Origin of the sequence: Arenibacter flavimaris, assembly GCF_030291335.1 — a bacterium.
In the GTDB taxonomy this organism is placed as follows: Bacteria; Bacteroidota; Bacteroidia; order Flavobacteriales; family Flavobacteriaceae; genus Arenibacter.
The window spans coordinates 105015-130884 of record NZ_JASWIM010000005.1; the positions used below are offsets into that span (position 1 = coordinate 105015).

At 40.6% G+C, this 25870-nt stretch carries 20 protein-coding genes; 8 read left to right on the plus strand and 12 right to left on the minus strand.

Translation table 11 applies throughout. The features are described from left to right. Positions 1-61: 61 nt before the first annotated feature. The 3 genes from QSE00_RS06370 to QSE00_RS06380 are packed head-to-tail and all read right to left on the minus strand — an operon-like array spanning position 62 to position 2200. The gene (locus QSE00_RS06370; RefSeq protein WP_031442895.1) at positions 62-412 is read right to left on the minus strand and encodes a carboxymuconolactone decarboxylase family protein; all 351 of its coding nucleotides are present in this window, start codon (positions 410-412) and stop codon (positions 62-64) included. Then, complete coding sequence (gene tatC, locus QSE00_RS06375) at positions 396-1235, minus strand: twin-arginine translocase subunit TatC (RefSeq protein ID WP_286105334.1); 840 nt, start codon at positions 1233-1235, stop codon at positions 396-398. The genes QSE00_RS06370 and tatC overlap by 17 nt, the downstream gene beginning before the upstream one ends. Next, the gene (locus QSE00_RS06380) at positions 1235-2200 is read right to left on the minus strand and encodes a KpsF/GutQ family sugar-phosphate isomerase (protein WP_286105335.1); all 966 of its coding nucleotides are present in this window, start codon (positions 2198-2200) and stop codon (positions 1235-1237) included. The genes tatC and QSE00_RS06380 overlap by 1 nt, the downstream gene beginning before the upstream one ends. 210 nt (positions 2201-2410) lie before the next feature. On the opposite strand from QSE00_RS06380, the gene recQ reads away from it, so the two are divergent. After that, the gene (recQ, locus tag QSE00_RS06385) at positions 2411-4612 is read left to right on the plus strand and encodes a DNA helicase RecQ (RefSeq protein ID WP_286105418.1); all 2202 of its coding nucleotides are present in this window, start codon (positions 2411-2413) and stop codon (positions 4610-4612) included. A gap of 169 nt (positions 4613-4781) precedes the next feature. Here recQ and QSE00_RS06390 read toward each other — a convergent pair whose 3' ends face one another. The 7 genes from QSE00_RS06390 to QSE00_RS06420 all read right to left on the minus strand — a co-directional run bounded on the left by QSE00_RS06390 (position 4782) and on the right by QSE00_RS06420 (position 15576). After that, positions 4782-5840 carry a S66 peptidase family protein gene (locus QSE00_RS06390; protein ID WP_286105336.1) on the minus strand — a complete coding sequence of 353 codons (1059 nt, stop codon included), beginning with the start codon at positions 5838-5840 and terminating at the stop codon, positions 4782-4784. 90 nt (positions 5841-5930) lie between these two features. Then, a complete protein-coding gene (locus QSE00_RS06395; RefSeq protein WP_110357840.1) occupies positions 5931-7268 on the minus strand; it encodes a carboxypeptidase-like regulatory domain-containing protein in 1338 nt (445 codons plus the stop codon). 459 nt (positions 7269-7727) lie between these two features. Then, positions 7728-9257 (minus strand): carbon-nitrogen hydrolase family protein, encoded by a 1530-nt coding sequence (locus QSE00_RS06400; protein ID WP_286105337.1) that lies wholly within the window; start codon positions 9255-9257, stop codon positions 7728-7730. A gap of 43 nt (positions 9258-9300) precedes the next feature. Next, on the minus strand, positions 9301-10035 hold the full coding sequence (gene rluF, locus QSE00_RS06405; RefSeq protein ID WP_110357839.1) for a 23S rRNA pseudouridine(2604) synthase RluF: 735 nt from the start codon (positions 10033-10035) through the stop codon (positions 9301-9303). Positions 10036-10165: 130 nt separating this feature from the next. Beyond that, positions 10166-12262 carry a beta-N-acetylhexosaminidase gene (locus QSE00_RS06410; RefSeq protein ID WP_286105339.1) on the minus strand — a complete coding sequence of 699 codons (2097 nt, stop codon included), beginning with the start codon at positions 12260-12262 and terminating at the stop codon, positions 10166-10168. 157 nt (positions 12263-12419) lie between these two features. Beyond that, entirely contained in the window at positions 12420-12872 is a 453-nt protein-coding gene (locus QSE00_RS06415; protein WP_286105340.1) for a DUF1569 domain-containing protein, read from the minus strand. 247 nt (positions 12873-13119) lie between these two features. After that, positions 13120-15576: a M14 family metallopeptidase gene (locus QSE00_RS06420; RefSeq protein WP_110357836.1), complete on the minus strand. Its 2457-nt coding sequence runs from the start codon at positions 15574-15576 to the stop codon at positions 13120-13122. A gap of 201 nt (positions 15577-15777) precedes the next feature. Here QSE00_RS06420 and bshC point away from each other — a divergent pair, with 201 nt between their 5' ends. Beyond that, positions 15778-17379, plus strand: a complete 1602-nt coding sequence (bshC, locus tag QSE00_RS06425) for a bacillithiol biosynthesis cysteine-adding enzyme BshC (protein ID WP_286105341.1) — start codon at positions 15778-15780, stop codon at positions 17377-17379. 79 nt (positions 17380-17458) lie between these two features. After that, a complete protein-coding gene (locus QSE00_RS06430) occupies positions 17459-18829 on the plus strand; it encodes a pyridoxal phosphate-dependent decarboxylase family protein (protein ID WP_286105342.1) in 1371 nt (456 codons plus the stop codon). 7 nt (positions 18830-18836) lie between these two features. Here QSE00_RS06430 and QSE00_RS06435 read toward each other — a convergent pair whose 3' ends face one another. Continuing rightward, on the minus strand, positions 18837-19382 hold the full coding sequence (locus QSE00_RS06435) for a pyridoxamine 5'-phosphate oxidase family protein (RefSeq protein WP_286105343.1): 546 nt from the start codon (positions 19380-19382) through the stop codon (positions 18837-18839). Positions 19383-19799: 417 nt separating this feature from the next. Between QSE00_RS06435 and guaA the strand changes: the two genes are divergently transcribed. The 4 genes from guaA (at position 19800) to QSE00_RS06455 (ending at position 24400) form a co-directional block, all read left to right on the plus strand. Further along, the gene (guaA, locus tag QSE00_RS06440; RefSeq protein WP_286105344.1) at positions 19800-21332 is read left to right on the plus strand and encodes a glutamine-hydrolyzing GMP synthase; all 1533 of its coding nucleotides are present in this window, start codon (positions 19800-19802) and stop codon (positions 21330-21332) included. A gap of 139 nt (positions 21333-21471) precedes the next feature. Continuing rightward, the gene (locus tag QSE00_RS06445; RefSeq protein ID WP_286105345.1) at positions 21472-23637 is read left to right on the plus strand and encodes a LysM peptidoglycan-binding domain-containing protein; all 2166 of its coding nucleotides are present in this window, start codon (positions 21472-21474) and stop codon (positions 23635-23637) included. 5 nt (positions 23638-23642) lie between these two features. Beyond that, complete coding sequence (locus QSE00_RS06450) at positions 23643-23882, plus strand: hypothetical protein (RefSeq protein ID WP_286105346.1); 240 nt, start codon at positions 23643-23645, stop codon at positions 23880-23882. Further along, positions 23870-24400: a DUF922 domain-containing protein gene (locus QSE00_RS06455; RefSeq protein WP_286105347.1), complete on the plus strand. Its 531-nt coding sequence runs from the start codon at positions 23870-23872 to the stop codon at positions 24398-24400. Before QSE00_RS06450 ends, QSE00_RS06455 begins: the two co-directional genes overlap by 13 nt. A gap of 42 nt (positions 24401-24442) precedes the next feature. On the opposite strand, the gene QSE00_RS06460 is transcribed toward QSE00_RS06455, so the two are convergent. Next, positions 24443-25312, minus strand: a complete 870-nt coding sequence (locus tag QSE00_RS06460) for a hydroxypyruvate isomerase family protein (RefSeq protein WP_286105348.1) — start codon at positions 25310-25312, stop codon at positions 24443-24445. A gap of 300 nt (positions 25313-25612) precedes the next feature. Here QSE00_RS06460 and QSE00_RS06465 point away from each other — a divergent pair, with 300 nt between their 5' ends. Further along, complete coding sequence (locus tag QSE00_RS06465) at positions 25613-25846, plus strand: DUF3820 family protein (protein ID WP_072862729.1); 234 nt, start codon at positions 25613-25615, stop codon at positions 25844-25846. The last annotated feature ends 24 nt before the right edge of the window (positions 25847-25870 follow it).

Consider the following 25870-nt stretch of genomic DNA (forward strand, 5'->3'; position numbering starts at 1 on the left):
TACCTTTCTATTCCCCAAAACTAAGCCTTATATTAGTTTGGGAAAAGATATTGTAGTTTTTTTAACCTTCTTGTTTTTCCAGTTCCTCCCAATATTCATAGGCCCTTCTCAAATGGGGAACTACTATGGTGCCACCAACAAGGGTGGCTATGCCCAAAGTTTCCATGACTTCTTCCTTGCTGGCACCTTCGTTATAGGAGCTTTCCAGATGGTATTTTACACAATCATCACAGCGCAGCACAGCGGAGGCAACCAATCCCAACAACTCCTTGGTCTTTACGTCCAGGGCACCGGCGGCGTAGGCATTGGTGTCCAAGTTAAAGATTCTTTTTATGATCTTGTTGTTGTCCGCCAGGAGCTTTTCGTTCATTTTGGAACGATAGTCATTAAATTCCTTAACTTGATTTGACATTCTTCTTCTGTTTTTTGGCCTCTTTTTTCAATACGACCTTGGAAATATATATACTTATTTGGTATAGGATGAAAATGGGAACTGCCACAATTATCTGGCTGGCCACGTCCGGAGGGGTAATTACTGCAGATATGATAAGTACCACTACGAGTGCTATTTTTCTGTATTTCCGAAGTATTTCTGGGGTAACCAAGCCTATTTTGGTCAGGAAATAGATGATAATGGGCAGTTCAAATATTAGACCGCAAGCAATTACCGCTGCTCTTACGGTAGCTATATAGGAAACCAAATCTATTTCCCTAACCACAGAGTCACTAATGGAATAGCCACCTAAAAAGTTTATGGATAATGGAGCTACCACGTAGTATCCGAACAATACCCCCATAAAGAAAAGAGAGGAGGCTATAAAGATAAATCCCCGTGCATTCTGACGCTCATTGTCGTATAGACCTGGAGCAATAAACTTCCATAATTCATAGAGCACATAGGGGAATCCAATAATGAAACCTGCCCAAATGGAAGTCCAGATGTGTGCGGAGAATTGTTCGGACATTTGCCTACTCTGTACCGTAAATTCCGGTTCTGTATTGCAAAATGCCTCGCTAAAACCCAGCATCTTGGAAAAATCACAAAAAACGTGATAGGTTGGAAAATCTGGCATCATAGGTCCAAAGATGACCGTATCAAAAATAAAGCCCTTCATTAAAAAGGCCACCCCCCCTATAATAACAATGGCCAAGGTTGATCGTATTAAATGCCATCTCAATTCTTCCAAATGGTCTAGGAACGACATTTCATTTGGAGTCTTAGTATTTTTTGCCATTACAGTATTCCTTCTTTAATTAAATTGTGCAAATGTACTATTCCTTTGTAATTCTCTCCATCAACGACCAATATTTGTGATATATTATTGGCCTGCATTGTTTCCAGGGCCTTTACCGCTAGGACATCGGAGGGTATTGTCTTTGGGGTGACGCTCATGATATCCTTGGCGGTTAAGCCATAGATATTGTCATATTTGTTGAGCATGCGCCTAATGTCTCCGTCCGTGATTATTCCTACAATTTTTTGGTTTTCCAATACGGCCGCAGCACCCAGCATTTTTTCGGATATCTCTACAATCACAGATTTTACATCACTATCGGTACGTACCTGAGGAATCTGATTATTGCTGGCAATATCGCCCACCCTTAAATATAATTTCTTTCCAAGGGCACCTCCGGGGTGGTATTTTGCAAAGTCCTTACTGCTGAATCCCTTAAGTTCCAATAGGCAAATTGCGAGGGCATCCCCTATGACCAACTGGGCAGTTGTGCTGGTAGTTGGTGCGAGATTGTTGGGACAGGCCTCTTTTTCAACATATGTATTTAGGATATAGTCTGCCTGTGCCGCCAAAAAGGAATCGGGATTCCCTGTCATTCCTATTAATTTGTTCTTGCCCCGCTTTATCAAAGGCACCAGCATCTTAATTTCCGCAGTATTGCCGCTTTTGGATATGCAGATAACCACATCCTCTTTCTGTACGGTTCCAAGATCACCGTGTATGGCGTCCGCGGCGTGCATAAATATGGATGGGGTACCGGTGGAATTTAAAGTGGCAACAATTTTGGAAGCGATTAGGGCACTTTTTCCTATTCCGGAAATTATGACCCTACCTTTGGAATGTCTGATGCATTCCACCGCATTGGAAAAATCTTCATTTAGGAGGGTTGCTAAATAGGATATTGCCTCGGCCTCATTATCTATGGTTTTCTTTGCTATGGCCAATATAGCTTTGGTGTCGCTCAAAGTAAATTAAAATTATGTGATGATTTTCCTAAAAGAAAGTCTTATCTTTATTTTACAAAATTACATAAACTTAAGTTTATAGAATATTTTAAATTTGAACAAATATATTTCAAATAAATACTTATTTAAAAGACAAAAATTCCTTAACTTAAGGAATTTCACTTTTGGCGTTGGCGCCAATATATAATATTAATAATGGTGAAGTACGGTATGGGTATAAATGAGATTGATTTACATGCCTCTCTAAAAAAATATTTTGGATTCTCCCAATTCAAAGGTTTACAAGAAAATGTTGTTAAGAATATTGTACAAGGTAAAAATACCTTTGTAATAATGCCCACAGGTGGTGGAAAATCACTTTGTTACCAATTACCGGCATTAATGCAGGAAGGTACGGCCATTGTGGTATCTCCCTTGATCGCCCTGATGAAAAATCAGGTAGATGCCATTAGGGGGGTGTCCAACGAGATAGGAGTGGCCCATGTTTTGAACTCCTCCTTGACAAAGACAGAGATCAAACAGGTGAAAAGTGATGTAAGCAGCGGGATAACCAAGCTTTTATATGTGGCTCCCGAATCCTTGACCAAAGAGGAATATGTGGATTTTTTACAAGGCGAAACGATATCTTTTGTAGCGGTGGACGAGGCTCATTGTATATCGGAATGGGGACACGATTTTAGGCCGGAGTACCGAAATCTTAAATCTATAGTGGGCAGGTTGGGGGATAATATTCCCTTAATAGCCCTAACTGCTACCGCGACTCCTAAAGTACAGGAAGATATCATTAAGAATTTGGGAATAACGGATGCCAAGGTGTTCAAGGCAAGCTTCAATAGACCCAACCTTTATTATGAAGTAAGGCCGAAAACCCAAAATGTTGATAGTGACATCATTCGTTTTATAAAACAAAATGTTGGTAAGTCGGGCATTATCTATTGTCTTAGTAGGAAACGTGTTGAAGAGTTGGCCCAAGTATTGCAAGTGAACGGAGTTAGTGCGGTACCCTATCATGCAGGATTGGATGGTAAGACCAGGTCCAAGCACCAAGACATGTTCCTTATGGAGGATGTTGATGTAGTGGTAGCCACCATAGCATTCGGGATGGGAATCGATAAACCCGATGTGCGCTTTGTAATCCATCACGATATCCCCAAGAGTATAGAGAGTTATTATCAGGAAACCGGTAGGGCCGGTAGGGATGGGGGAGAAGGACATTGCCTTGCTTTCTACTCCTATAAGGATGTGGAAAAACTGGAAAAATTTATGTCCGGTAAACCTGTGGCGGAACAAGAGATTGGAAACGCCCTGCTACAGGAAATAGTAGGTTATGCCGAAACTTCAATGTCACGAAGAAAATTTATTCTGCATTATTTTGGGGAGGAATTTGACGAGGTAAACGGTGAGGGTGCCGAAATGGACGACAATACTAGGAATCCCAAGGAAAAACAGGAGGCGAAGGCCGACGTGGTTAAGCTCATAAAAGTGGTTATGGGCACCAGTGAAAAATTCAAGTCCAAAGAGGTGGTTAGGGCCTTGATAGGGAAGGTCAATGCTTTGATATCCTCTCACAAGACCGATGAAAAGGAATTCTTTGGTATTGGAAAAGATAAGGATAAAGGCTATTGGATGGCTTTGATCCGGCAGACCTTGGTTGCTGGTTTGCTTAGAAAGGAAATTGAACAATACGGAATTTTGCATGTAACCCCGCTAGGGAAAGAGTTTGTAGAGAATCCAACATCATTTATGATGACAATGGATCATGTTTACAACAAAGAGACCGATGATGCTATTGTAAGTGCCGCCAAATCTTCAGGAGGGGTAGCAGATAATAATTTATTGAAGATTCTAAAAGATTTGAGAAAAAAGGAAGCCCATAAATTGGGGGTTCCGCCATTTGTTGTATTTCAAGATCCGTCCCTGGACGACATGGCGCTTAAATATCCAATATCCTTGGATGAATTGGTCAATATCTATGGCGTTGGGGAAGGGAAGGCAAAAAAATACGGGAAGCCCTTTGTAGATCAAATTGCCGCCTATGTTCAGGATAACAACATTTTAAGACCCGATGATCTGATCGTTAAAAGTACAGGTGCCAATTCCTCCCTTAAGCTTTATATCATTCAAAACGTAGATAGAAAATTGCCGTTGGATGATATTGCTTCGGCCAAGGGGCTGGAATTGAACGAATTGATCAAGGAGATGGAACAAATTGTCTTTAGTGGTACCAAATTAAATATCGCCTACTGGATAGATGAGATTTTGGATGAGGATCAGCAAGAGGAAATCCATGATTATTTCTTGGACGCCAATACGGACGATCTTGAAGTGGCCTTAAAGGAATTTGATGGGGAATATGAGGATGAGGAACTTAGGTTGTACAGACTGAAGTTTATTAGTGAGGTGGCCAACTAACCAATGATGGCTTGCCTCGAAAATTAAAGTTCGTTTCCTACGAATGCCTCGCAGGCTTGCCCCGAGGTAGTTTACTTAGAAGCAGCCAGGCCTAAGATGTTTTCCTTAGTTTTTTGAGGTATTTAGCTTTATGGAATATTTCCAGTTGGGTAATCTGTGGGGTTAATATTTATCGGACCGCCTTTTCCAATAGTTGTAATGTCATTTTCCCGGTATCCAATTTTGCATTAATTCCTATGGGGAGTGTAAAATTATTTTCTATATGGCCAAAGGTCATGCCATATACGGCAGGTATTCCCAAGGGTTTAATTCTGTCCAATATAACTTCCCTAAGCGTAAATGATTTGGGATTGGGAACACTATCGCAGCCTTTAAATACGCCCAAGGCTATTCCTGCCGCCTTATTAAAGGTCTTGCCCTGCATTAATTGGGTCAGCATCCTGTCTACGCGATAGGGAGCTTCTTCAATATCTTCAAGAAAGACTATGGCGTCTGTAAAATCAATTTCATGGGGAGTACCTATGAGGGCATTTACCAAGGTTAAACTACCCCCAACCAATTTTCCCGTTACAATACCTGGATGAATGCAATACCTGTCATATTCGGGCTTGCTATATTCTTCAAGATCTGATATTTCCACATTGTTAATAATGGGTGGCAAATCTTTGGATTTCATTACCACATTTTGCAGTTGCTCAATACTATAGGGGTCGTTAAGGGTGCTGCCAACGGGCCCGTGAAACGTGATAAGTCCAGTTTCTTGATGTATACCATTTAAAAGGGCCGTTATGTCGCTAAAACCAATTAAAGCTTTGGGGTTCTTGCCAATTAACTCATAATCGATTAAATGCATAATCCTGGTACATCCGTATCCGCCACGTGCGCAAAGTATTCCATCTACCTTTTTATTGGCAAACATTTCGTTGAGATCTGCTACCCTTTCCCTATCCGTGTTGCTAAAGTAGCCATGGTTTCCATGTATGCGATCCGTATGGAAAGGTTTAAATCCCATTTTTTCCAAAGTTGCTTTGGCCTCCACCAAAACTTCGGGTTTTATGGCATAACCAGGGGCAATAAGTCCAATAGTATCCCCCTTTTTCAATGCTCTGGGCTTTAGGTTTGTGGGGGGCGATTGTTTTTCAAGAGGATTGGCAAATATTGTTGCAGGCACCATGGTTGCTATCCCGGCCCCGAGGGCCGTTTTAAAGAACTGTCTCCTTTTTTTCATTAATCATATTTTATGACACCTAAAGATATAAATAATCGCATAAAAAAGTCCGCCAATAACCTGACGGACTTTATTGTTCAAATAAAAAAATTACATGCCCAAGGAGGAGGAGTCTTCTTTGGACTTGGACCTTCTTAGTTGTCTCTGTATTTTCCTGATAGCGGATTCTATGGATTTTTCAGGTTCGATGATATTGTATTCCCCCCAAAAATCTGGATCTGAAAATCCAATGGCCTCGTCCTCCAAAATTATGGAAGATTTAATCCGGTCCTTATATTTGGGCGATTCACCTGTGGTGTTCTTCTCCCAGTCGGTAATGGCCATTTCACAGGTCATGCTATAGATCGAATTGAAAAGTCGATCGTCCCAATTTATCTTGAATTCCAATAGAACGTTGCTGTATCCGTAATACCATTTTCCGTTTTTTTCCCTGTAATCCACACGGTAGGCAATATCCGTTGGCCAAACATTGGCATGGGCAGGCTTTTTACGAACGAACATTTTGGCAGCCTTTTCCCTATCCGTAATGTTTAGGGAATAAATGGCGCTGGTAAGAATTTTTTTATCGGCATCTATGTACAATTTACCTTGGTATAAGGGGTCTGTGATAGATTCCTTTTGTTTAAAATTTATAACGAAGATAAGTATGTCGTTGACTTTGGTGGAATTTTCAAAGCTAAAGTTGTAATCATCAAATGTGTCTTCCGTAAAGATATATTGCGGGTATTTGATCATATCCACAAAGAGGGTATTGAAAGGTCCTCCTTGAAGTTTAATGGCCAAGGTATCCAATTTGTCATAATCTGTACTTTTTCTGGCCTTGTACAGTTGTAATGCATCCTTACGATCGGAATTGTAGGGAGATTTGTAAATATTGACAACGGCTTCTGAGAGGGATACATTTTTCCTTCTTTTTTTAATGGTTTCCCTGTAAAAGGCAGTCATTAAGGTGGGGTCGTCAAAATAATTGTCACCTCTTCGGAGCAAGGTCTCCTTAACCAAGGCCTTTGCGTCTTTCGGTACGGCAAGGCTTACTTCTGATAATTCCGTGAAGCTTACATCCAGGGCAATTTCATTTTTATTTTCCTTCAACTGGCTTAAGGGTATTGTTTTGGTCCTATATCCTAAAAAGGAAACGATAACCTGTCCCTCGCTAATATCTTTGGGAACTTTTAATGAAAAATAACCTTCGGTATTACTGACGGTACTAATGTTCGTGTTTTCAATGGAAAGGGTGGCAAAGACCAATGGATGTTTGGTTTCACTATCAATAATTTTACCTTGGTATTGGTTAAAGGAACTTTCCTGCTCCTGTGTATCTTGGTACGGGAAGGCCGCCGAAACGGAGGGCATTGCCCCAAAGAACAATAAAATTGATATTGCAGCTATAAGGGGTGTTTTTACAATGGGATTTTTTTTGAGTTTCATCTGTTTAAATTTTATGGTACAGGTCGTTCAGAGGTAATCGCAATAAATTTAAATAGTAGTTGGTGTAGGTTGGCAAAGGTAAATACAAGCTAAGTGCCTATTACTTATATCAATGAACGATACGTCTTTCTAAGTTAGTGATTTTTAATGAAATACCCTATGAAAATTTTGTTTAAATTTTAGTTGGCCCTAGGTGTTGAACCCTTTCTTTTGGAGTTTGGTCTTACATGCCCACAGAGTTAGCGGTGCATTTAAAGCCAATTTTTGTGGGGGAAATCGGTGTAGGTACATGGCAAATTTGCTTGCATTGTTGCTTTTGGGAGACAAGAATTAAATCAACCAACCTATTGAAAGAGCCTTCGCCCTAATGATTATCCCAGCACAATTTGGCCGTAGTAGGTACCTGGCCCCTATGTGTTGATCGGCATACTTTAAGGTCTTTTATGTGGGGGTCATGTTTTAGTTCTTTCTGCGCACCTCAAAAATGTCCTTTCTTCTATCTTTTAGATTTCTAACGCTGCCAAATTGGTTGAGTTCCCTTAATAAATCTATATCCAGGTCAACAATAAGTATCATTTCCGTGTTTGGTGTGGCTTCGGCCTTTATCCCATTGGCAGGGAAAGCAAAGTCGCAGGGGGTGAACACCATGGATTGGGCATATTGTATATCCATATTGTGTACTTTGGGCAAGTTGCCCACACTTCCTGCAATGGCCACATAACACTCATTTTCAATGGCTCTTGCCTGGGCACAATTCCGTACCCTGGAAAAGCCATTTTGCGTATCGGTAAGGTAGGGGACAAATAAAATATCCATTCCTTCGTCTGCCAATAATCTACTTAATTCCGGAAATTCGGAGTCGTAGCAGATCAAGACACCTATCTTTCCGCAATCCGTGTCAAATACCTTTAGTTCGTTACCTCCCTGCATGCCCCATACTTTAGCCTCATCCGGGGTTACATGGAGCTTTTCATATCGCTCCTTGGTACCGTCCCTTTTGCAGATATACCCAACATTGTAAAGACTTTCATCCTTTATTTCTGGCATACTCCCTGATATGATATTGATATTGTAGGAAATGGCCAGTTCCGAAAATCGTTGGACAATGGTGGAGGTGTGCTTTGCCAATTCCCGGATGGCAGCGGATTCGGACAAATGATTGTTCTCTGCCATTAAGGGAGCATTAAAGAATTCGGGGAACAGGGCAAAGTCTGAGCGATAACCCGAAACCGCATCTATAAAATACTCTGCTTGTTGTAATACATCATCCAAATTTTTATAGGGTCTCATTTGCCATTGTATGAGTCCGACCCGTACCACCTTTTTTACGACACTAGCCTTTTTGTTCTTCTTTTCATAGTATATGTTGTCCCATTCCAAAAGCACGGCGTAGTCGTTGGAGGCCGAATCACCATCCAAATAGTTTTTTAGAATTTTACTGGGATGGAAATCGTTGGAAATCTGAAAATTAAGAACAGGGTCGTTTATTTCCTTACGCTTTACTTTCTCTATATACTCCTTTGGGGATAAACTATCCATGTATTTGTGGTAATTGGGAATCCTACCGCCAAAGGCAACCCCTTTTAGGTTTAGGCGTTCACAAAGGTCTTTTCTGTAGTCGTACAACCTTCTGCCCAAACGCATGCCCCTGTATTCAGGTTTTATAAATACATCTATCCCATAAAGTATATCCCCATCCGGGGAATGGGTGTTAAAAGTGTAATTTCCGGTTATTTGTTGGTAGGTGTGCTTATCCTCAAATTTGTCGTAATCCAGAATAATGGACAACGCGCAGCCTGCAATATGGCCATTAACTTTTATGACCACCTGTCCCTCTGGAAATTTGGATATTAAATTGTCTATTTGATGCTCCCGCCAGTAAGATTCCGGCATAGTGGTGTAAGATTCTATCATGGCTGTTTTAAGCTCTTGGTAGTCGTCCGCACTCAAGTACAATAACTCAATATTTTCTATTTCTTCCATCTTCATAGCCATGTTATTAAAATTAAATTAGGGGTGGTTGTTTTTATGTTTACTTGTGATGGGTCTTTGTGGAGTCGGAAATCATTTCATTGATTTCACCCAATTCCTTTTCGGTTAGATATCGCCATTTGCCAACCGGAACGTCCAATTGAATATTCATGATCCTAATCCGTTTTAAGGCTGTTACATTATATCCAAGATACTCGCACATGCGCCGTATCTGGCGGTTAAGGCCCTGTGTTAGAATAATCCGGAACTGAAACTTTCCAATTTCCTCAATTTCACATTTTCGGGTTACCCTGTCCAAGATAGGGACCCCATTGGCCATTTTTTCAAGGAAAGCTTTGGTGATGGGCCTATCTACGGTAACTATATATTCTTTCTGGTGATTGTTTCTCGCCCTTAAAATTTTATTGACTATATCCCCGTCATTGGTCAATAGAATTAAGCCTTCACTAGGTTTATCCAATCTTCCAATTGGGAATATTCTGCTTGGGTAATTTATATAGTCGATAATATTGTCCTTCTCCACCCTGGTATCGGTAGTACAGACAATACCAATAGGTTTGTTAAAGGCAATGTATACGGGCTTTTCTTGTGGTTCGGAAATAAGTTCCCCATCTACACGTACCTCGTCGTCCGTAGTGATCTTGGTGCCCATTTCAGGAACTTTTCCATTAATGGTTACCCGTCCCTGCTCAATAAGTTTGTCCGCGGCCCTACGTGAACAATATCCCATTTCACTTAAAAACTTGTTTATTCGGGTGGCTTCCTTCTCTTTCATATACGCTCCTTAAGTCCGATTACCAAATTGGATTTAGAGGCGAAATATACTTAATTAAACGCTTATTATTGTTAACATCGGCGCAAGATATTTCACCCCTTTTTTTACAGAAGTAAATATTGGCGGAAAATTATTTTTTTAGGGAATCTGCATTCTCCATGTAAATCTCCTTTTCAAGTTCTTGGTTCAACTTTTTAAAGAACAGCATTTCTGCATAGAATTGCCAATCGAAATTTAAGGATTGATTTGCCAAATGCACATGATGGTCCTGGTCTAAAATATAACTATCCGGTTTGTTCAATTTACGGGTTTTGCCATATACCACTTCCAATTCCTTTCTAAGGCTATCAAATTCCGACTCCAATTGCTTTAGTTTTGAAGCGGTGGCTATGATGTCTTCCCTACTTTGCGCCATATCGTAATCTTGTAGGGCCAGCAATATTTTTGGACTAAAGCCTACCAGTTTGTTTACCTGTGCATATACTTGTAGGTTATAATCGTTTCTCAAGGCTAGGGCACGGGCATCCTCTATTTTTTTAGCTATACTATCGGTTAGGGATAAAGTTTGGGCGGCAGTCTTTAATCGTTCCTCCTGGGCCTTGCTCCATGCCCCAATATTTTCTTTGTTGGGGAATTCGATAACGGCCTCTTTCAAGGGGTCTTCCATCTTAGGAAGGTAATTGCGTTGGTTCTTTTTAAGTAGTGCATTTTTCCAAAAGGCCACTGGGGATTCAAGTTCAGTGATAAAAGCCTTATTGGTATCGGCCATGGTGTAACCATATTCCCTTTGTCTAAAAGCCGATTTTATTTCCTCCTTATTTCGTTTGTCACCTATCCAAGCATATTCAGCGAAGGCCAGGATACCTCTCATGTACAATTCAAAATGCGGTGAATCATCATCCCATAAGGTTAATAACAATCCGTTTAGACCACTGTCTATGGAGCTAACCGCAAAAGATCGGATGTTTTCCATATTACTTTCTTCCTGAGGCATTAAAACCCACCTGGTTTGCCCCGCCGTGGCACCCATAACCTCCATGCCATGGTCTGTAAACCATTGCATGGCCTTGATGTTCCCCAAGGCTTGTGGTGAACTATAGTTCCATCGCATATAGATGCAATTCTTAGGGAAGATATCCAGAAACTCCAATAACTTGTGCTCGTTATCCTTCCAAACCTGATCCACTTCTTCCTGTGTCATTTCCTTTTTGAACATGGGGTCGTAGACATCGGCCTGTTTTAGAGGCATATCATCCCAAAAAATAGGGATTTTTCCGTGTTCTTCAGCAAATTTGGACACTTTGTCCAACCACATCAACTGTAGTTTTAAAGGAGATTCCTTACTGCCCCGTCCAGTAGTGTGTACCTCGTCTCCTCCAACATGCAGGTATCTTCCGTAAGGAAAAGCCTCCATTGCGTCCAAATAAAGGTCAAATTGTACTTCGTAAGTTTTGGGATCCAGTGGATTAAAGGCCCAATCGCTTTCCGGACTATCTCTTAACTCCTTGTATTCGGGGTGCTTTAGAATAAAGGAGGCATGTCCCAAACCCTGTACCAATGGACTGATTTCTATATGGCGGTCCTTGGCGTAATCACTGATCTTTCTCCATTCCTCAATACTCAAGGCATCTTCGGAAGCAACTTTAGGTTGGCGTTTAAATTTCAATTTGTCCTCAACTTCCAAAATAATACCGTTGATCTTGTAGCTGGCTAACTTATCCATCAATTCATAATAGTATTCTGTTTTTTCCAAATGGTGTTTTACATCCAGGTGTATGGAACGATAGGCTAAAAGGGGGTAATCCTTTAATTGGCACAGTGGCAGGTTCACCTTCTGGTCCTTGGCATCTACCATCAATTGTTCCAGGGTTTTGAAGGCATAGAACAATCCGGTCTCATCCTTAGCCTTTATATGGATCTGTTCCTCGGAAATAGACAGGGTGTAACCTTCGGCAGGAGTATCAAGATTGTCATCTATCCCGTAGATCAAAGTATATTTACCTCCTGCTCCAAGCATTAAAATATCCTTGTTGATTACAGGTGTTGCTTCCCCGTTTTCTGCTTTTAATTTGAGGATGCCATCGTGGGAAATTGAACTAACACCGGACACTTCAAATTCTTGAAGTTGTGGCAGCAATTTAAAGTCGCCCAACTTATTGTTTTTTTGGGAACAAGAGAGGAGTAAAATGGAGATTGCCAATAGATAGAAACTTGTAATTCTTTTCATGAAATTTAAAATTGGGAATTGATAGTGGAATTGGTATTTTGATTAATCTGTAAAAATATTGAATAATATTCAAATAATAAATCATTTTTCAGGGAACGATACAGAGCTCTCTGGGAAGGTATTTATTAAGTGGCTAAAAGCTATATTCCTTTATTTGCTATACTCCAAATTGTTCCAGATGATGATTGAGATGCTTGTAAAACATATTGTTCCATTCCGTTTTGCCCAAGGCTCCAAAAGAATGTGACTCCTTATTGTGAAAGTAATCCTCCCCCAATTCTTGGGTTTTGATCAAATGGTCTATCAATCGCATCTTTTCATCATCATAATCCCTTTCGTCAACCATTAAGAAGGCTGGAGCAGTTCTGCTATTTCTTTTATAAGGTTTTTCACCGACCACAGTTTTTTTTACAAAAAGTTTAAGCATAAGCTTTATTGGTCCGTAGGGTTTGGGGTGCTTTTCGGTATACACCATTTCATAGGGGACATTGCAGTGGGCCAACATCTGGGCAACATTCATTTTGCCCCATATTCCCTTGCTTTTGGGAGTTAATTTATTGATTCTTTCTATAAGTCCGTCTACTACTTTTTTCTCAAAAATGTTCTTCATGTTTCAATATCTTATGGTTGTTGCTATTTCTTATACCGATCGTATGGTTTGGGTAAAGCATTCAAAAAATTGGGTTGCCCGCTTTGGTCCAATTTTAAGATCTGGATAAAATTCAAATTTGTGCCTAGGTTAGGAAGGGGTGTGTAAAATTACTAGATGTTTTTTTTTGATTTTTATTAATATGTTAAAAGGTTGCGATAGTAAATAGAACTTGTTTGGTAAAAGGGCTAAAGTGGTCCTACTTGCATTATTTTACCATAAAAAGTGCATTGACGAAGAAGAGTTTTCCATTTTCCCAAAAGCCCCTAAACAATGGGTTGTCTACCATATAAATAACTTGGCCCTTGCCCACTTCCTCTACACCGAATACCATTGTATTGGCAATTTTTTTCTTTGCCTCGCTACCAGCAAAGCCTGCAACCTTTGAATTGGCGTTCTCCAAGTAGACCACGGTCCCGGTCTCTAATTTTTCAAAGGCATCGTCACTTAATTTAAGGGTAAAATAACGATCGCCATAACCATATGCCAAGGGATGTGTTTGGTCGACCTTGGTTTTAAAGATGGCTCCGGTAATTGCATTTTTAATATTTTCCCGTTCCGCATCTTCATATGGGAGTATATTCTCTGTACTGTCTTTCTTTGTTTCCTTTTCCTTTATGGCAAACCCGTTCTCCCCATTTATACCTTTTATGGCTCCTTCCATGGCAATCAACTTTCCTCCATTGGAGACAAAGTCCTTTAGTTCTTGTCGTTTCTCCTTGGTAAAGAATTGGCTATACCAACCGTTGGGTAGTATAAGGACGTCGTATTCGGACAAATCCACCTCATCGTAATATTCGGTATCCAAAATAGTTAGTGGATAGTGAAGTTGTTGTTCAAAAAAGTGCCAAATTTCCCCAAATTCGAGGGTGCTCACAGGTTCTCCGGATAGCATGGCTATTTTGGTATCGGTAATCATAGGGACATAGCTGGAACCAAAATCATTTCCTTTTTCCACAAATCCGGTATTGGCTGGGGTCAATATGGTCCTAGTGTTGTTCGCAACGCGACTCAAGGTTTCCAAAAAGTCTTTGTGGTTTTTATTGTCGCCTTTGGTAATGATCAAGCTCCCCCGGTCAAATTTTTTGCCTTCTGCCCGAAAAGGATTTTTAGCAAATCGCACCCTGATATTTTCATTCAACAATGCAGTTAAAAAACGGGCGTCTTTCATGCTGGACCAATCGCTTATATAGGCATAGGTGTCCAGGTTGATGTTGGCGGACATGGGAGGGAAAATTTCCCAGTCCCCAGAGGGTACAGATTCCACTAATGCTTGGGAAGCAATAGCCTCCAAGCCGTATGCATAAGGTAAGGACCATGCGGTTATATCATAGGTAAGTGAATCACTTAGCTTTGTACTGGGTTCCAAAAGAACCTGGGCCAGGGTGCCTTTGGTCTGATCGCTGGAAACCACCAAACTGGATGGGGTGGTTTTTATGGAGCCCAATTTACCCGAACTATAAAGATGGCCTTTGGCAGTACCCTCTTTGGCCCAGCCATATTTAATCTCATGGGACCTAAGGAGGTTCGCAAGAGCATCAATTTTATCGGGATCCCCATTCATTACGTAACTTTTGTATTTGAAACTTTTTTCCTGATAAAACTTCTTGAATTCCCTATTTAATTTTTCTGTGTTTTTGGAAGCTACTTCCACGGTAGAGAGACCAGTGGTAAGATGATGGGCAATACGGTCATGTAAGGTAAGGGTGTCCCCAATAAAGGTTCTTACTCCCAGTCCGGCACGTCCACTGCCTCCTTGCTCATAGGTCATTCCAATGCCGCCATTATAGGTGGGGTAGGTATCACCATAACTGGGATATAAAAGGTCAAAAACTTCTTTTGTAAAATAAAACCAGCCATTGGCATCAAAGTACTTTGCGTGGTTCTTCCCAATGGTAATCTGAAAATCGCGTTGAAAATCGGTTACCACTTCATGAAAGGGTTCAGCGGCCGGGGCAAAATAATAGGGGTTGTTTACTCCTTGTTCATGGAAATCAACATGTACATGTGGTAACCATTGGTTGAAAACTTTTATACGTTGTTGACTCTCAATTTGGGTAAGCCATGCCCAATCCCGGTTTAGGTCGAACATATAGTGGTTGGAACGCCCGTTAAGCCAACCTTCATGGTGTTCCTTGCTGTTGGGGTCTATATTGTGGGGAGTGTTTTTGAATTGATTGTACCAGTTAACATATCGATCGCGACCATCTGGATTAATGCAGGGGTCTATGATTACTACCGTATTTTCCAAATAAGCCGATTTACTGGTCAAAAGTTCATAAGTGGTCTGCATGGAAGCTTCGGAACTTACGCTTTCATTGCCGTGAACATTGTAACTTAACCAAACGACGGCCTTGGTGGGTGATCCCTGGCCCGTGGTATTCATCATGTGCTCCAATCTAATGCTCTCCAAATTTGCCATGTTTTCCGAAGTAGAAACAAAGGCAACGATCAGGGGCCTACGTTCATTGGTTTTTCCATATTCCACCAATTTAACACGATCCGAAGCATTTTCGGCCAGATATTTATAATAGTCCACCACTTGATGGTGCCTTGTAAATTCTGTTCCCAATTCATATCCTAAAAATTCCGACGGAGATAGTAATTTTTGGGAAATACCCAAGGAGGTTGAAAGGAGAAAAAAGGATAGTAGCAGTTTTTTCATTTTAATCCATTGATTTGCAAGAATCAAATCTAAGGAATATTCGTGATATTGGTTGTCTTTCAATAATACTTGCCACATCCAGCATAGGGTAGGGTGCCTATCAAAAAGATATTAAAAAGGTGAATATTAAACTTCTTAACGTATTTTTAGGAACTGAAAAAAGGGATAATTTTATCTTTACCAGCTATTACCAATATTTCTATGGAAGTCGAATGTATACCCTTTAAAAAAACTGGTTATTTTTCCAATTTAATATGTGACTATCTTGATGGGAAGGAATGTTTGTCCCCATTTTATGGGAGGCCACCTCAAATAGATCAGTTTGCGGAGCAGATCAAAGCCAAGCAAAATTTCCCTAAGGCCCATCGTGAAGTGCTGTATTCGGTTCTGAAAAACCAGTATAAGGATGTTGATGTTTCGGAGGATACCAGGGTGAATATATCGCTCCTTAAGGAAGCCTCTACATTTACGGTAGTAACAGGGCATCAATTAAACTTGTTTACCGGGCCATTGTATTTCTTGTACAAGATCATATCTACCATTAATTTGACCAAAGAACTGAAGCTGGCCAATCCGGAAAGTAACTTTGTGCCTATTTATTGGATGGCGACCGAAGATCATGACTTTGATGAAATAAACTACTTCAATTTCAAGGGAAAAAAATTACAATGGAATAAAAATGTTTCAGGTGCGGTAGGGCCTTTGGCAACCGATGGACTGGAATCTATCCTAGAGGCTTTTTCCAATGAAATGGGCAACAGTATAAATGCCGGTAAACTTAAGGAATGGTTTAGTAGGGCATATTTGGAGCACGATAACCTTACGGATGCCACCCGTTTTTTGGCCAATGTACTTTTTGGCGAACACGGTTTGGTTATTTTGGATGGGAACAATACGGCCTTAAAGAGTTTATTGGTACCTTATGTAAAGCGCGATTTGCTGGAAAATGCTACGTACAATAAGGTGGTTGAAACCATAGATCAACTACAGCAACTTCCGGAAAAATATGGTATACAGGTCAATCCAAGGGAAATCAATTATTTTTATTTGATCGATGGGGTCCGTGAGCGGATTGTGGAGCAGGATGGTAGATTTTATATAAATGATACTAAAATTGAATTTAGCAAAGAAGAAATTCTTGCGGAATTGGAGAATTATCCTGAGCGATTTTCGCCGAATGTCATTACCAGACCTCTTTATCAGGAGGTGATTTTGCCCAATTTGTGTTATATAGGTGGTGGCGGCGAATTGGCGTATTGGTTGCAATTGAAACCCATGTTTACGGAAATGAAGGTGCCTTTTCCAATATTATTGCTGCGAAATTCGGCCTTGGTCATTACAGGGAAGCAGATGGATAAATTAAGGAGAATGAATATTTCCCTTTCCGATATTTTTTTAAAGCAAAGTAGTTTTATGAACAAAAAGATTAGGGAAATATCCAATATTGATATCGATTTTTCACCCCAAAAAAAATATTTACAGGAACAGTTCAAGGAATTGTACGACTTGGCCGCCCAAACGGACGCCTCCTTTTTGGGGGCGGTTAAAGCTCAGGAGGTGAAACAGTTAAAGGGGTTGGATAATTTGCAGGCCAGATTGCTGAAGGCGCAAAAAAGGAAGTTACAGGACCATGTAGTGAGAATGACGGATATTCAGAATCAACTTTTCCCCAATAGATCACTGCAAGAACGCAACCTTAATTTCTCAGAACTTTATTTAGAGTATGGAGAGCGACTGATTCCGCATTTGATGAAGGCACTCAGGCCACTTTCCGGAGAGTTTTCCATTGTAAAAATGGATTGATCTACACTGGTTTATTGCACTTCCGGGCAGACTTGTAGATAGGCAAAAAGCTTATATTTGTTAAAAACAGACTATGTCCATGCACAAAATAGACTTTGAAATGGTGGAAATGACATTGGATGTCATGAAATACGCCATTGGTCGAATTACCCATCCAGCTCCTGAATTGGGCAAACCTAAAAAAGAAGAAGAGTTAAAGAGCTTGGTTGGGGAAACAATAACTCCCGATGGAATAGGCGGGGAAAGGGCTTTTCAGTTGTTTAAAGAGGTACTTATAAAAGCTACCGTACCTATTGATCACCCCAGACATTTGGCATTTGTACCGGCCTCACCTACAAGAGCGGCGGTCATGTTCGATCTGGTAACTTCGGCATCAAGTATTCACGGAGCGTATTGGATGGAAGGGGCAGGGGGTATATTTTGCGAAAACGAGGCTATGAAATGGTTGGTGACCTTAACTGGTTTGCCAAAGGGATCGTTCGGGGTATTTACCAGCGGCGGAACGGCTGCCAATTTATCGGCCATGGTAACTGCTAGGGAAAATTGGAGGAAGAATCCGGGGAATGTGAATAAAAAAGGCTTGATCATAACCTCTTCCGGAGCCCATTCATCGGTAAAGTCGATGGCCAAGGTTATAGATTGTGATGTGCTTTTGGTGGAAACCGAGGAAAAGATGACCGCAGAGGCCCTAAGTGAAAGATTAAATTCCTTGGATGCCCAACAAAGGGATAGGTTATTTGCCGTTGTGGCAACTGGGGGTACCACAAACGCTGGTATAATAGATGATTTGTCCGGTATTGCCGAAATTTGCAAGACCGAAAACCTTTGGTTCCATGTGGATGCCGCCTATGGAGGGGGCGCCTTGGCCTCTAAATCGGCCCGGCCCTTGTTTCAAGGGATAGAAAGGGCTGATAGTATTACCATTGACCCGCATAAATGGCTTTTTTCACCCTATGATTGTGGGGCCATAATTTATAAAAATCCGGAATTGGCCAAGGAAGCGCATTCGCAGGAAGGTTCCTATTTGGAAATATTTAAGGATGAGGGTGCCCATGGTTTTAACCCTTCGGATTATCAAATACAATTGACACGTAGGGTCAGGGGATTGCCGCTTTGGTTTTCACTGGCCATGCACGGGACCGATAAATATTCATGGGCAGTTGATCAGGGTATTGGGTTGGCCAATTTGGCAGGGGAATTAATAAATAGGCACCCCTTGGTGGAATTGGTAAGGGAGCCAAGTCTTTCCTGTGTTTTGTTTAGAAGAAAGGGATGGTCTCCAGAAGATTATACCCAATGGACCTATAAAAATCACCGGGAAGGTTTTGCCCTTGTAACGCCCACCAAGTATAGACAAAAGGGTGTTTATGTAACGGTGGCTCGTTTTTGTTTTATTAATCCGGATACCACGGAGAAGGATATCTCGATGATATTGGATTCCATGGCCTAGAATGGTGTTAGGGCACCAAGTATTCACTTTCCCATTGTACACCTACTTTGGAGAATCGGACCCTAATATGGTGGGGTTGACTTAACTTTAGATATTCAATTTTGTAGGGTGTAATCTCTACAAGACAGAAATGGTTTTCTTCACTCAAATATTCAAGATTTTGGGGGTTGATTAAATTACTCCCAGGAGACCTGCTAGTAGTGTATTGCTTTTTTGCGTAGCTGTCCAGTTTGCTCCAATATTGCTCTTTGGTGGCATCGTCATCTTTGTAGGTGGCCGTGCCTTCGATTTTTAATTGAAGCAGTTTACCTGGATGGTATAGGAGTAGGCTAACCCTTTTGTTTTCTTTTATATGGGTAATTTTTTTTGAGCGCTTATCGGTATAAAAAATCAGTAGTAGATTTTCGGAAACTTCCCTCAATACGACAGTGCGTAAACGGGCTACCTGGTCCAACCCTACAGTGGCAAGCGTGAAAAAACGAAAGGGATGGTCTTTTTCCTTGGGGGCCTTTTGTAGTTCTTCCCTTATTTCCTCTAAATAATCGGTGGCCATGATAAACTTTTTTAGGTTTATTAAAGATAAAAATAAATGTTGGAGTAGGGTATTTCTTTTCTCAGGTGTTATAGATATAAATTGCTATGAATTTGAAAATAATTTCTCAGGAAATTGTGAGTACTAATAATTAGTTAATTGGTTTAGGTTGGTTTTGATTAGTAAGCCCGGTTGGTTACCGGGCTTTTTTTGTGCTTATATTAAAAAATCTTTGCAATTGAGCCAAATTTTCACCCTGTTCCAATTGGGTTGTTGTGGGTTACAGGCAATTTTTGTGTTTTTTACGGCTTTAATGAAGCCTTAGTTTAATAGGCTATATCGACAAATAGCCTCCCCAATAACTTGCTGTTTATAAGTTTTGTGATTATTATACCCAAAAGATACTTTTTCAAAAATTTCAAATTACTATTTTTGCCCATGCAAAATAACGTCCTCATATTAGATTTTGGTTCCCAGTATACGCAGCTCATCGCTAGAAGGGTCAGGGAACTTAATATTTTCTGCGAAATAAAACCGTACAACCATTTGCCCGAAGATTTATCGGAATACAAGGCTGTTATCCTTTCTGGATCGCCTTTTTCTGTTAGGGGGGATGATGCTCCACATCCTGATCTATCCCAGATCAAAGGGAAGAAACCTCTATTGGCAGTTTGTTACGGAGCCCAATATTTGGCGCACTTTAACGGTGGCAATGTGGCTCCTTCCAATACCCGTGAATACGGCAGGGCAAAATTGTCCTTTATAGATCACAGTGAATCCTTTTTTCAAGGGATTTCTGAAGGAAGCCAGGTTTGGATGAGCCATAGCGATACCATTAAAAAATTACCTGAAGGAGCCATTAAATTGGCAAGTACCCATGATGTGGAAAATGCGGCCTATAAGTTAAAAGGGGAAGATACCTATGCCATTCAATTTCATCCGGAAGTATATCATACTACCGATGGGAAGAAATTGTTGGAAAACTTTTTGGTCCATATAGCTGGGGTGGCCCAAACATGGACCCCGGATTCTTTCGTTGAAACTACCGTTGCGGAATTAAAGGCTAAAATTGGAGGTGAAAAGGTAATACTTGGGCTGTCCGGGGGGGTGGACTCCACAGTAGCCGCAGTCTTATTGCACAGAGCAATTGGAAAACATTTACACTGTATTTTCGTTAATAATGGACTGTTGAGGAAAAACGAGTTCCAATCGGTATTGGACCAATATGAAGGAATGGGATTAAATGTGAAGGGTGTTGACGCTTCGGCACGTTTTTTGGATAGTCTGGAAGGGGAAAGTGATCCTGAGAAGAAAAGAAAGACCATTGGAAGGGTCTTTATTGAGGTCTTTGATGATGAATCCCATTTGGTGGAAGATGCAAAATGGTTGGCACAAGGAACAATATATCCCGATGTTATAGAGTCTGTCTCTGCCACGGGAGGTCCGTCAGCCACCATTAAAAGTCATCATAATGTTGGTGGATTGCCAGATTATATGAAATTGAAGGTAGTGGAGCCCTTACGAATGTTGTTTAAAGATGAGGTTAGGCGTGTTGGTGCCAGTTTGGGAATAGATAAGGAGTTGTTGGGAAGGCATCCCTTCCCTGGACCAGGCTTGGCCATTCGCATCCTTGGGGATGTTACACGCGAGAAAGTGGCTATTTTGCAGGAGGTAGATGCCATCTTTATCAACGGATTAAAGGAATGGGGACTTTATGATAAGGTTTGGCAAGCAGGGGCTATGCTTTTGCCTGTGAATAGTGTAGGTGTAATGGGAGATGAAAGGACTTATGAAAAATGTGTAGCTTTAAGAGCGGTGGAAAGCACGGATGGTATGACGGCCGATTGGGTAAATTTACCCTATGAGTTCCTTCAAAAAACCTCCAACGACATTATCAATAAGGTTAGGGGTGTAAATAGAGTGGTTTATGATATTAGTTCCAAACCACCTGCAACGATCGAATGGGAATAATTTGAGAGCTAGTACCAAGGAATTATGAATTTCCGGCTGTGCATTATTTTTTAGTTTTAATTATAACATTGTTGTATTTATGTTCGTTCTCAATTTTGTACATGGCATATTTTAAATAGAACAAATAAAATCTATACTTGTGAAAATATTTGGAAAATTAATATTGACGACATTTTTATTAATGTTGGTGAGCATCAATGCAATTGCACAAAAATTCACTACCCATTCCGTTAAATCGGGGGAAACATTGGAAAGTATCGCAAAAAGATACAATGTTAGCGAGCAAGGAATATTACATTATAACAAGGAGCTAAAAAAGGGCCAGGCTCTAAGGGCCAATACTATTTTGGTAATACCATCTTCCAATGGCGCGGGTGTAAAAAGTGATAGCGTTTCAAAGGTAGATGCCTTATTGCAGGCATTACAAGTTGACGAGTCCAACCCTAAGCATCGGGAGCCAATAGGATATACTTCGCACAAGACCAAAAGAAAGGAAACCTTGTTCGGAATTGCCAAACGGTACAATATCTCGGAGGATGAAATTAAACGGTACAATAAAGAGCTGTACTCCGTTCAATTGAAAAAAGGCATGATTCTTAAGATACCCAAGTATAAAAGGGTAGACCCATCCGAAAAGGCATACATTGAAGAAAATTATGAAATCTATACGGTACAACCCAAGGAAACGCGTTGGAGTATAGCCAATAAGTACGGGATTACCATAGATAGCTTACTGGTGTTAAATCCTAAATTGTCCAAAATAACCGATTATCTGTCCTCTGGGCAAGAGTTGCTATTGCCCAAGATACTGGGGAGCTCCATTGAGGATCAGGATACCCAACTGTACAATTCATATACGGTTCCGGCCAAGCAAACTTTTTATAGTTTGGAGAAAAAATTTGGATTAACGGCCAACGAAATAATAGCCTTGAATCCTGAAATAAAAGAACGGGGAGGGTTAAAGGAAGGTATGGTCCTAAGGATTCCGGCGAAAAAGATTGAGACTGGTGAGGTCAATATTGATAATTACAATTTCTATGAGGTGAAACCAAAGCAAACCGAGTTTTCACTTACGCGCAAATTTGGTGTTACCTATACGGAGTTATTGGAACTAAATCCAGAGTTAAAGGATGGATTAAAGGCTGGTATGGTCTTGAAGCTTCCCAAGGCCCAAACAGGGAATTTTGATGTAAAAAATGCCCTTATCCTGGATAAGATCAATTTAAAGGACAGCATCAATACGCTAAACCGCCCAAAATTGGTATTTCTTTTGCCTTTTAGATTGGACAGATTGGATCTAAACGACAATGCAGCTACCAAAAGTGCCATTGAGAACAGAAAGGATGTAAAATATAGTTTGGGACTTTATTCCGGGGCCATGGTTGCCTTGGATTCCATAGCCAAACTCGGAATCTCCGTTGATGTTAAAACCTATGATACCCAATTGAACCTAAATCGCACCAAGGGCATATTGCAAAAGGAGAATTTAATGGGGGTATCGGCAATTTTCGGGCCTTTGGAGACCCAATCCCTAAAAGAGGTAGCGCTGCAGGCCTCTGAATATGGAGTGCCCGTGGTTGCGCCTTTATCGGATAAAAGCGATTTAAGTTTGAACAATGTGTTTTTCGCCCTTCCTTCGGAAAAGGTCATGCAGGAACATATGATGACCTATGTAGAGGGACTAAGGACAAATGAAAACGTTATCATAATTGCCGATCAAAAGAACAAGGCTACCGAATCTGCTTTGTTAATGAAGTTTCCTGGGGCTATAATAGTGGCTTTAAAGGAAGATCGTTCAGTGGATATCCAGAAAATCACCAAAATATTTTCTTTGGAGACGGAGAATTGGGTGTTTTTGGAAACTGATCAGGCAAATGTGGTTTATCACGTAGGCTCTTTGCTTAATTCAATGATAAATGAGGATATTAGCATACGCCTTTTTACCACGGATAAGAACAAGGCCTTTGAAAGTGAAATTGTTTCCTACGCCCATCTTTCCAATTTAAGATTTACCTACCCTTCTGCATCCAGGGAAGTTGGGGAGAATAGTTTTGTGAAATTATATAGGAAGAGGTATGGTGCGGAACCGGATGCTTACGCAATTCGCGGATTTGACCTTACTTATGACCTACTTCTAAAATTGGCTTATAAAGAAGACTTGGTAAGTGCTTCCAAACTTGTTGGTGAAACCGAATATGTGGGCAACAAATTCAATTTTAACAAAGATATCTCATCCGGGTATTACAACAGGGCTTCCTACATCCTCGGATTTGAGAATATGAATATTGTAGAACTTAAGGATTGATTCCGTTGAAAGCGAAACTAACCTTTGCAGATGGATTTGGCACGAGCTGTGAATTGATGGGGATGGAATCGGAGGACTTCCCTACCGGATCCAAAAAGCATATGGAGGTCTATCCTAGACGGATCGCCAAGATTGTTTCTAGTAAATACGGAAGAAATTTTAAGCATGCGGCAAGTACATATCCTGTGCATAATAGCCCGCATCCATCTATAGTAAGGAATATCATTTTTCAGTGGGAACTTTAACGAAAGTAGTATGGCTTCTTATATGGCTTATGTCCCATTTGGGCTATGCCCAGGAAGATGAGTTGATTTTATGGACCCCGGAAAAAAAATTAAGCTGGTCCGATTTCAAGGGGAGGCCATCCGGTATTTCCAGTGCCGCGGCTATTACGGCCAGTGGTATCTCCTATAGTTTTTCTGCACAAGGGACCAAGGATGCAATGGAACTTGATTTTAAGGTGGATACTTATTTTTATTCGGATAAATCGTGGTACAAGCCTAAATTGGCCAACCCGATCATCCTGAGCCATGAACAATTGCACTTTGATATTTCCGAAGTGTTTGCCCGAAAATTGAGACAAATACTGGCCAGGACCAAATTCACCAACAATGCAAAGGCGGAGGTTAAAGAGATATATAGGAATGTGCTCCGTGAGCTAAACGACTATCAGAACCAATATGACTCAGAGACCAATTTTTCCAGGGATACCGTTCAGCAATTAATTTGGAACAAAAAGATAGGAAAAGCACTAAACAATTAACGGGATACCTTTTCAAAAGTATCCCGTTCACCATATTTAACTTTATACGTCGCAAATGGTCACTCCCTCTTTTAGGGCGGCTATTTTATCCTCCCAAGTGGGGATGAATTCTTGGGCCACATGTCCTTTATAACCTGTTGCCAGAATAGCCCTCATGATGGCAGGATAATATAGTTCCTGAGTTTCGTTAATTTCATTTCGTCCGGGATTTCCACCGGTGTGGTAATGCCCAAAGTACGAATGATAGTCTTGGATGTTCCGAATAATGTCGCCTTCCATTATCTGCATATGGTAAATATCATAAAGCAGTTTGAAATTATCGGACCCTAATTTTTTGCATAATTCCACCCCCCATTCGGTGTGGTCGCACATATAATCTTCGTGGTTCACCTTGGAATTCAATAATTCCATTTGGATTACCACCCCGTGTTTTTCGGCAAGGGGCATAATCTTCTTTAATCCGTCTACACAGTTTTGTAGTCCAACGGCATCATCCATTCCCCTTCGATTGCCGCTAAAACAGATAAGATTGGTATAACCTGCGGCCGCTACCTTGGGAATCATCTCTGTGTAATTATTAATCAAAGTTTCATGATATTTGGGGTCGTTCCAACCCTCGGTAAGACTTATTTCGGCCCCGTTGCACATGGAGGAATTAATATTGTACTTCTTTAGCAAGGGCCAGTCTTTAGGACCAATAAGGTCTATACTTTTTATTCCCAATTCGTTTAGGGACTTTAGAAAATCTTCAAGAGGGATGCTCCCATAGCACCAATAGCAAACGCTGTGATTAATGTTGTTGTTTAGTTTTGCTTCAATTTTTGTGTTTGTTTGCATGGCATTTCCATTTTTGCAAGCCAGTAGGCCAACCGACGCGGCTGCTGAGGTTCCTATAAATGTTCTTCGTTTCATCTATGTGTTTTTATATGAAGGTCCAGTATGGTTTTTAAAAAGGTTCTTAGATGATATTTTCCGGATATATTGAACTACCTAATATCAGAATGATCAATCCAAATTGTTGATAAAGCCAAATCCAAGGCTAAAATTTATAAATGTAAATTATACGTGTTTAAAGATAGGGGATTTGTCTTAAAAATACGAAATTCCCTATGGGAATGTTGAAAATACGTTTGGTATAAAATTAGTATTGGATTTTGATCAAATGCTTGGGTTGCATCTTTGAAGGTCCTATCTTTGGATAGAATCTTTAGTATGAATGTAGTTCCGGACAAGAGGCAATTAATAGAATTGGCCCATTATAGAATGCCATTTGGTAAATTTAAGGGAAGATATTTGGTGGAACTTCCCGAACCTTATTTGGTGTGGTTTCAACAAAGCGGTTTTCCAGAGGGAAAGCTGGGAAATTTGTTACGGGCCATGCTGGAAATTAAAATTAATGGACTTGAGGGCTTAATTCGCAAAATTCAAAAAGATTTTCCCCAATAATACCCATGAATTGTTATAGCAATT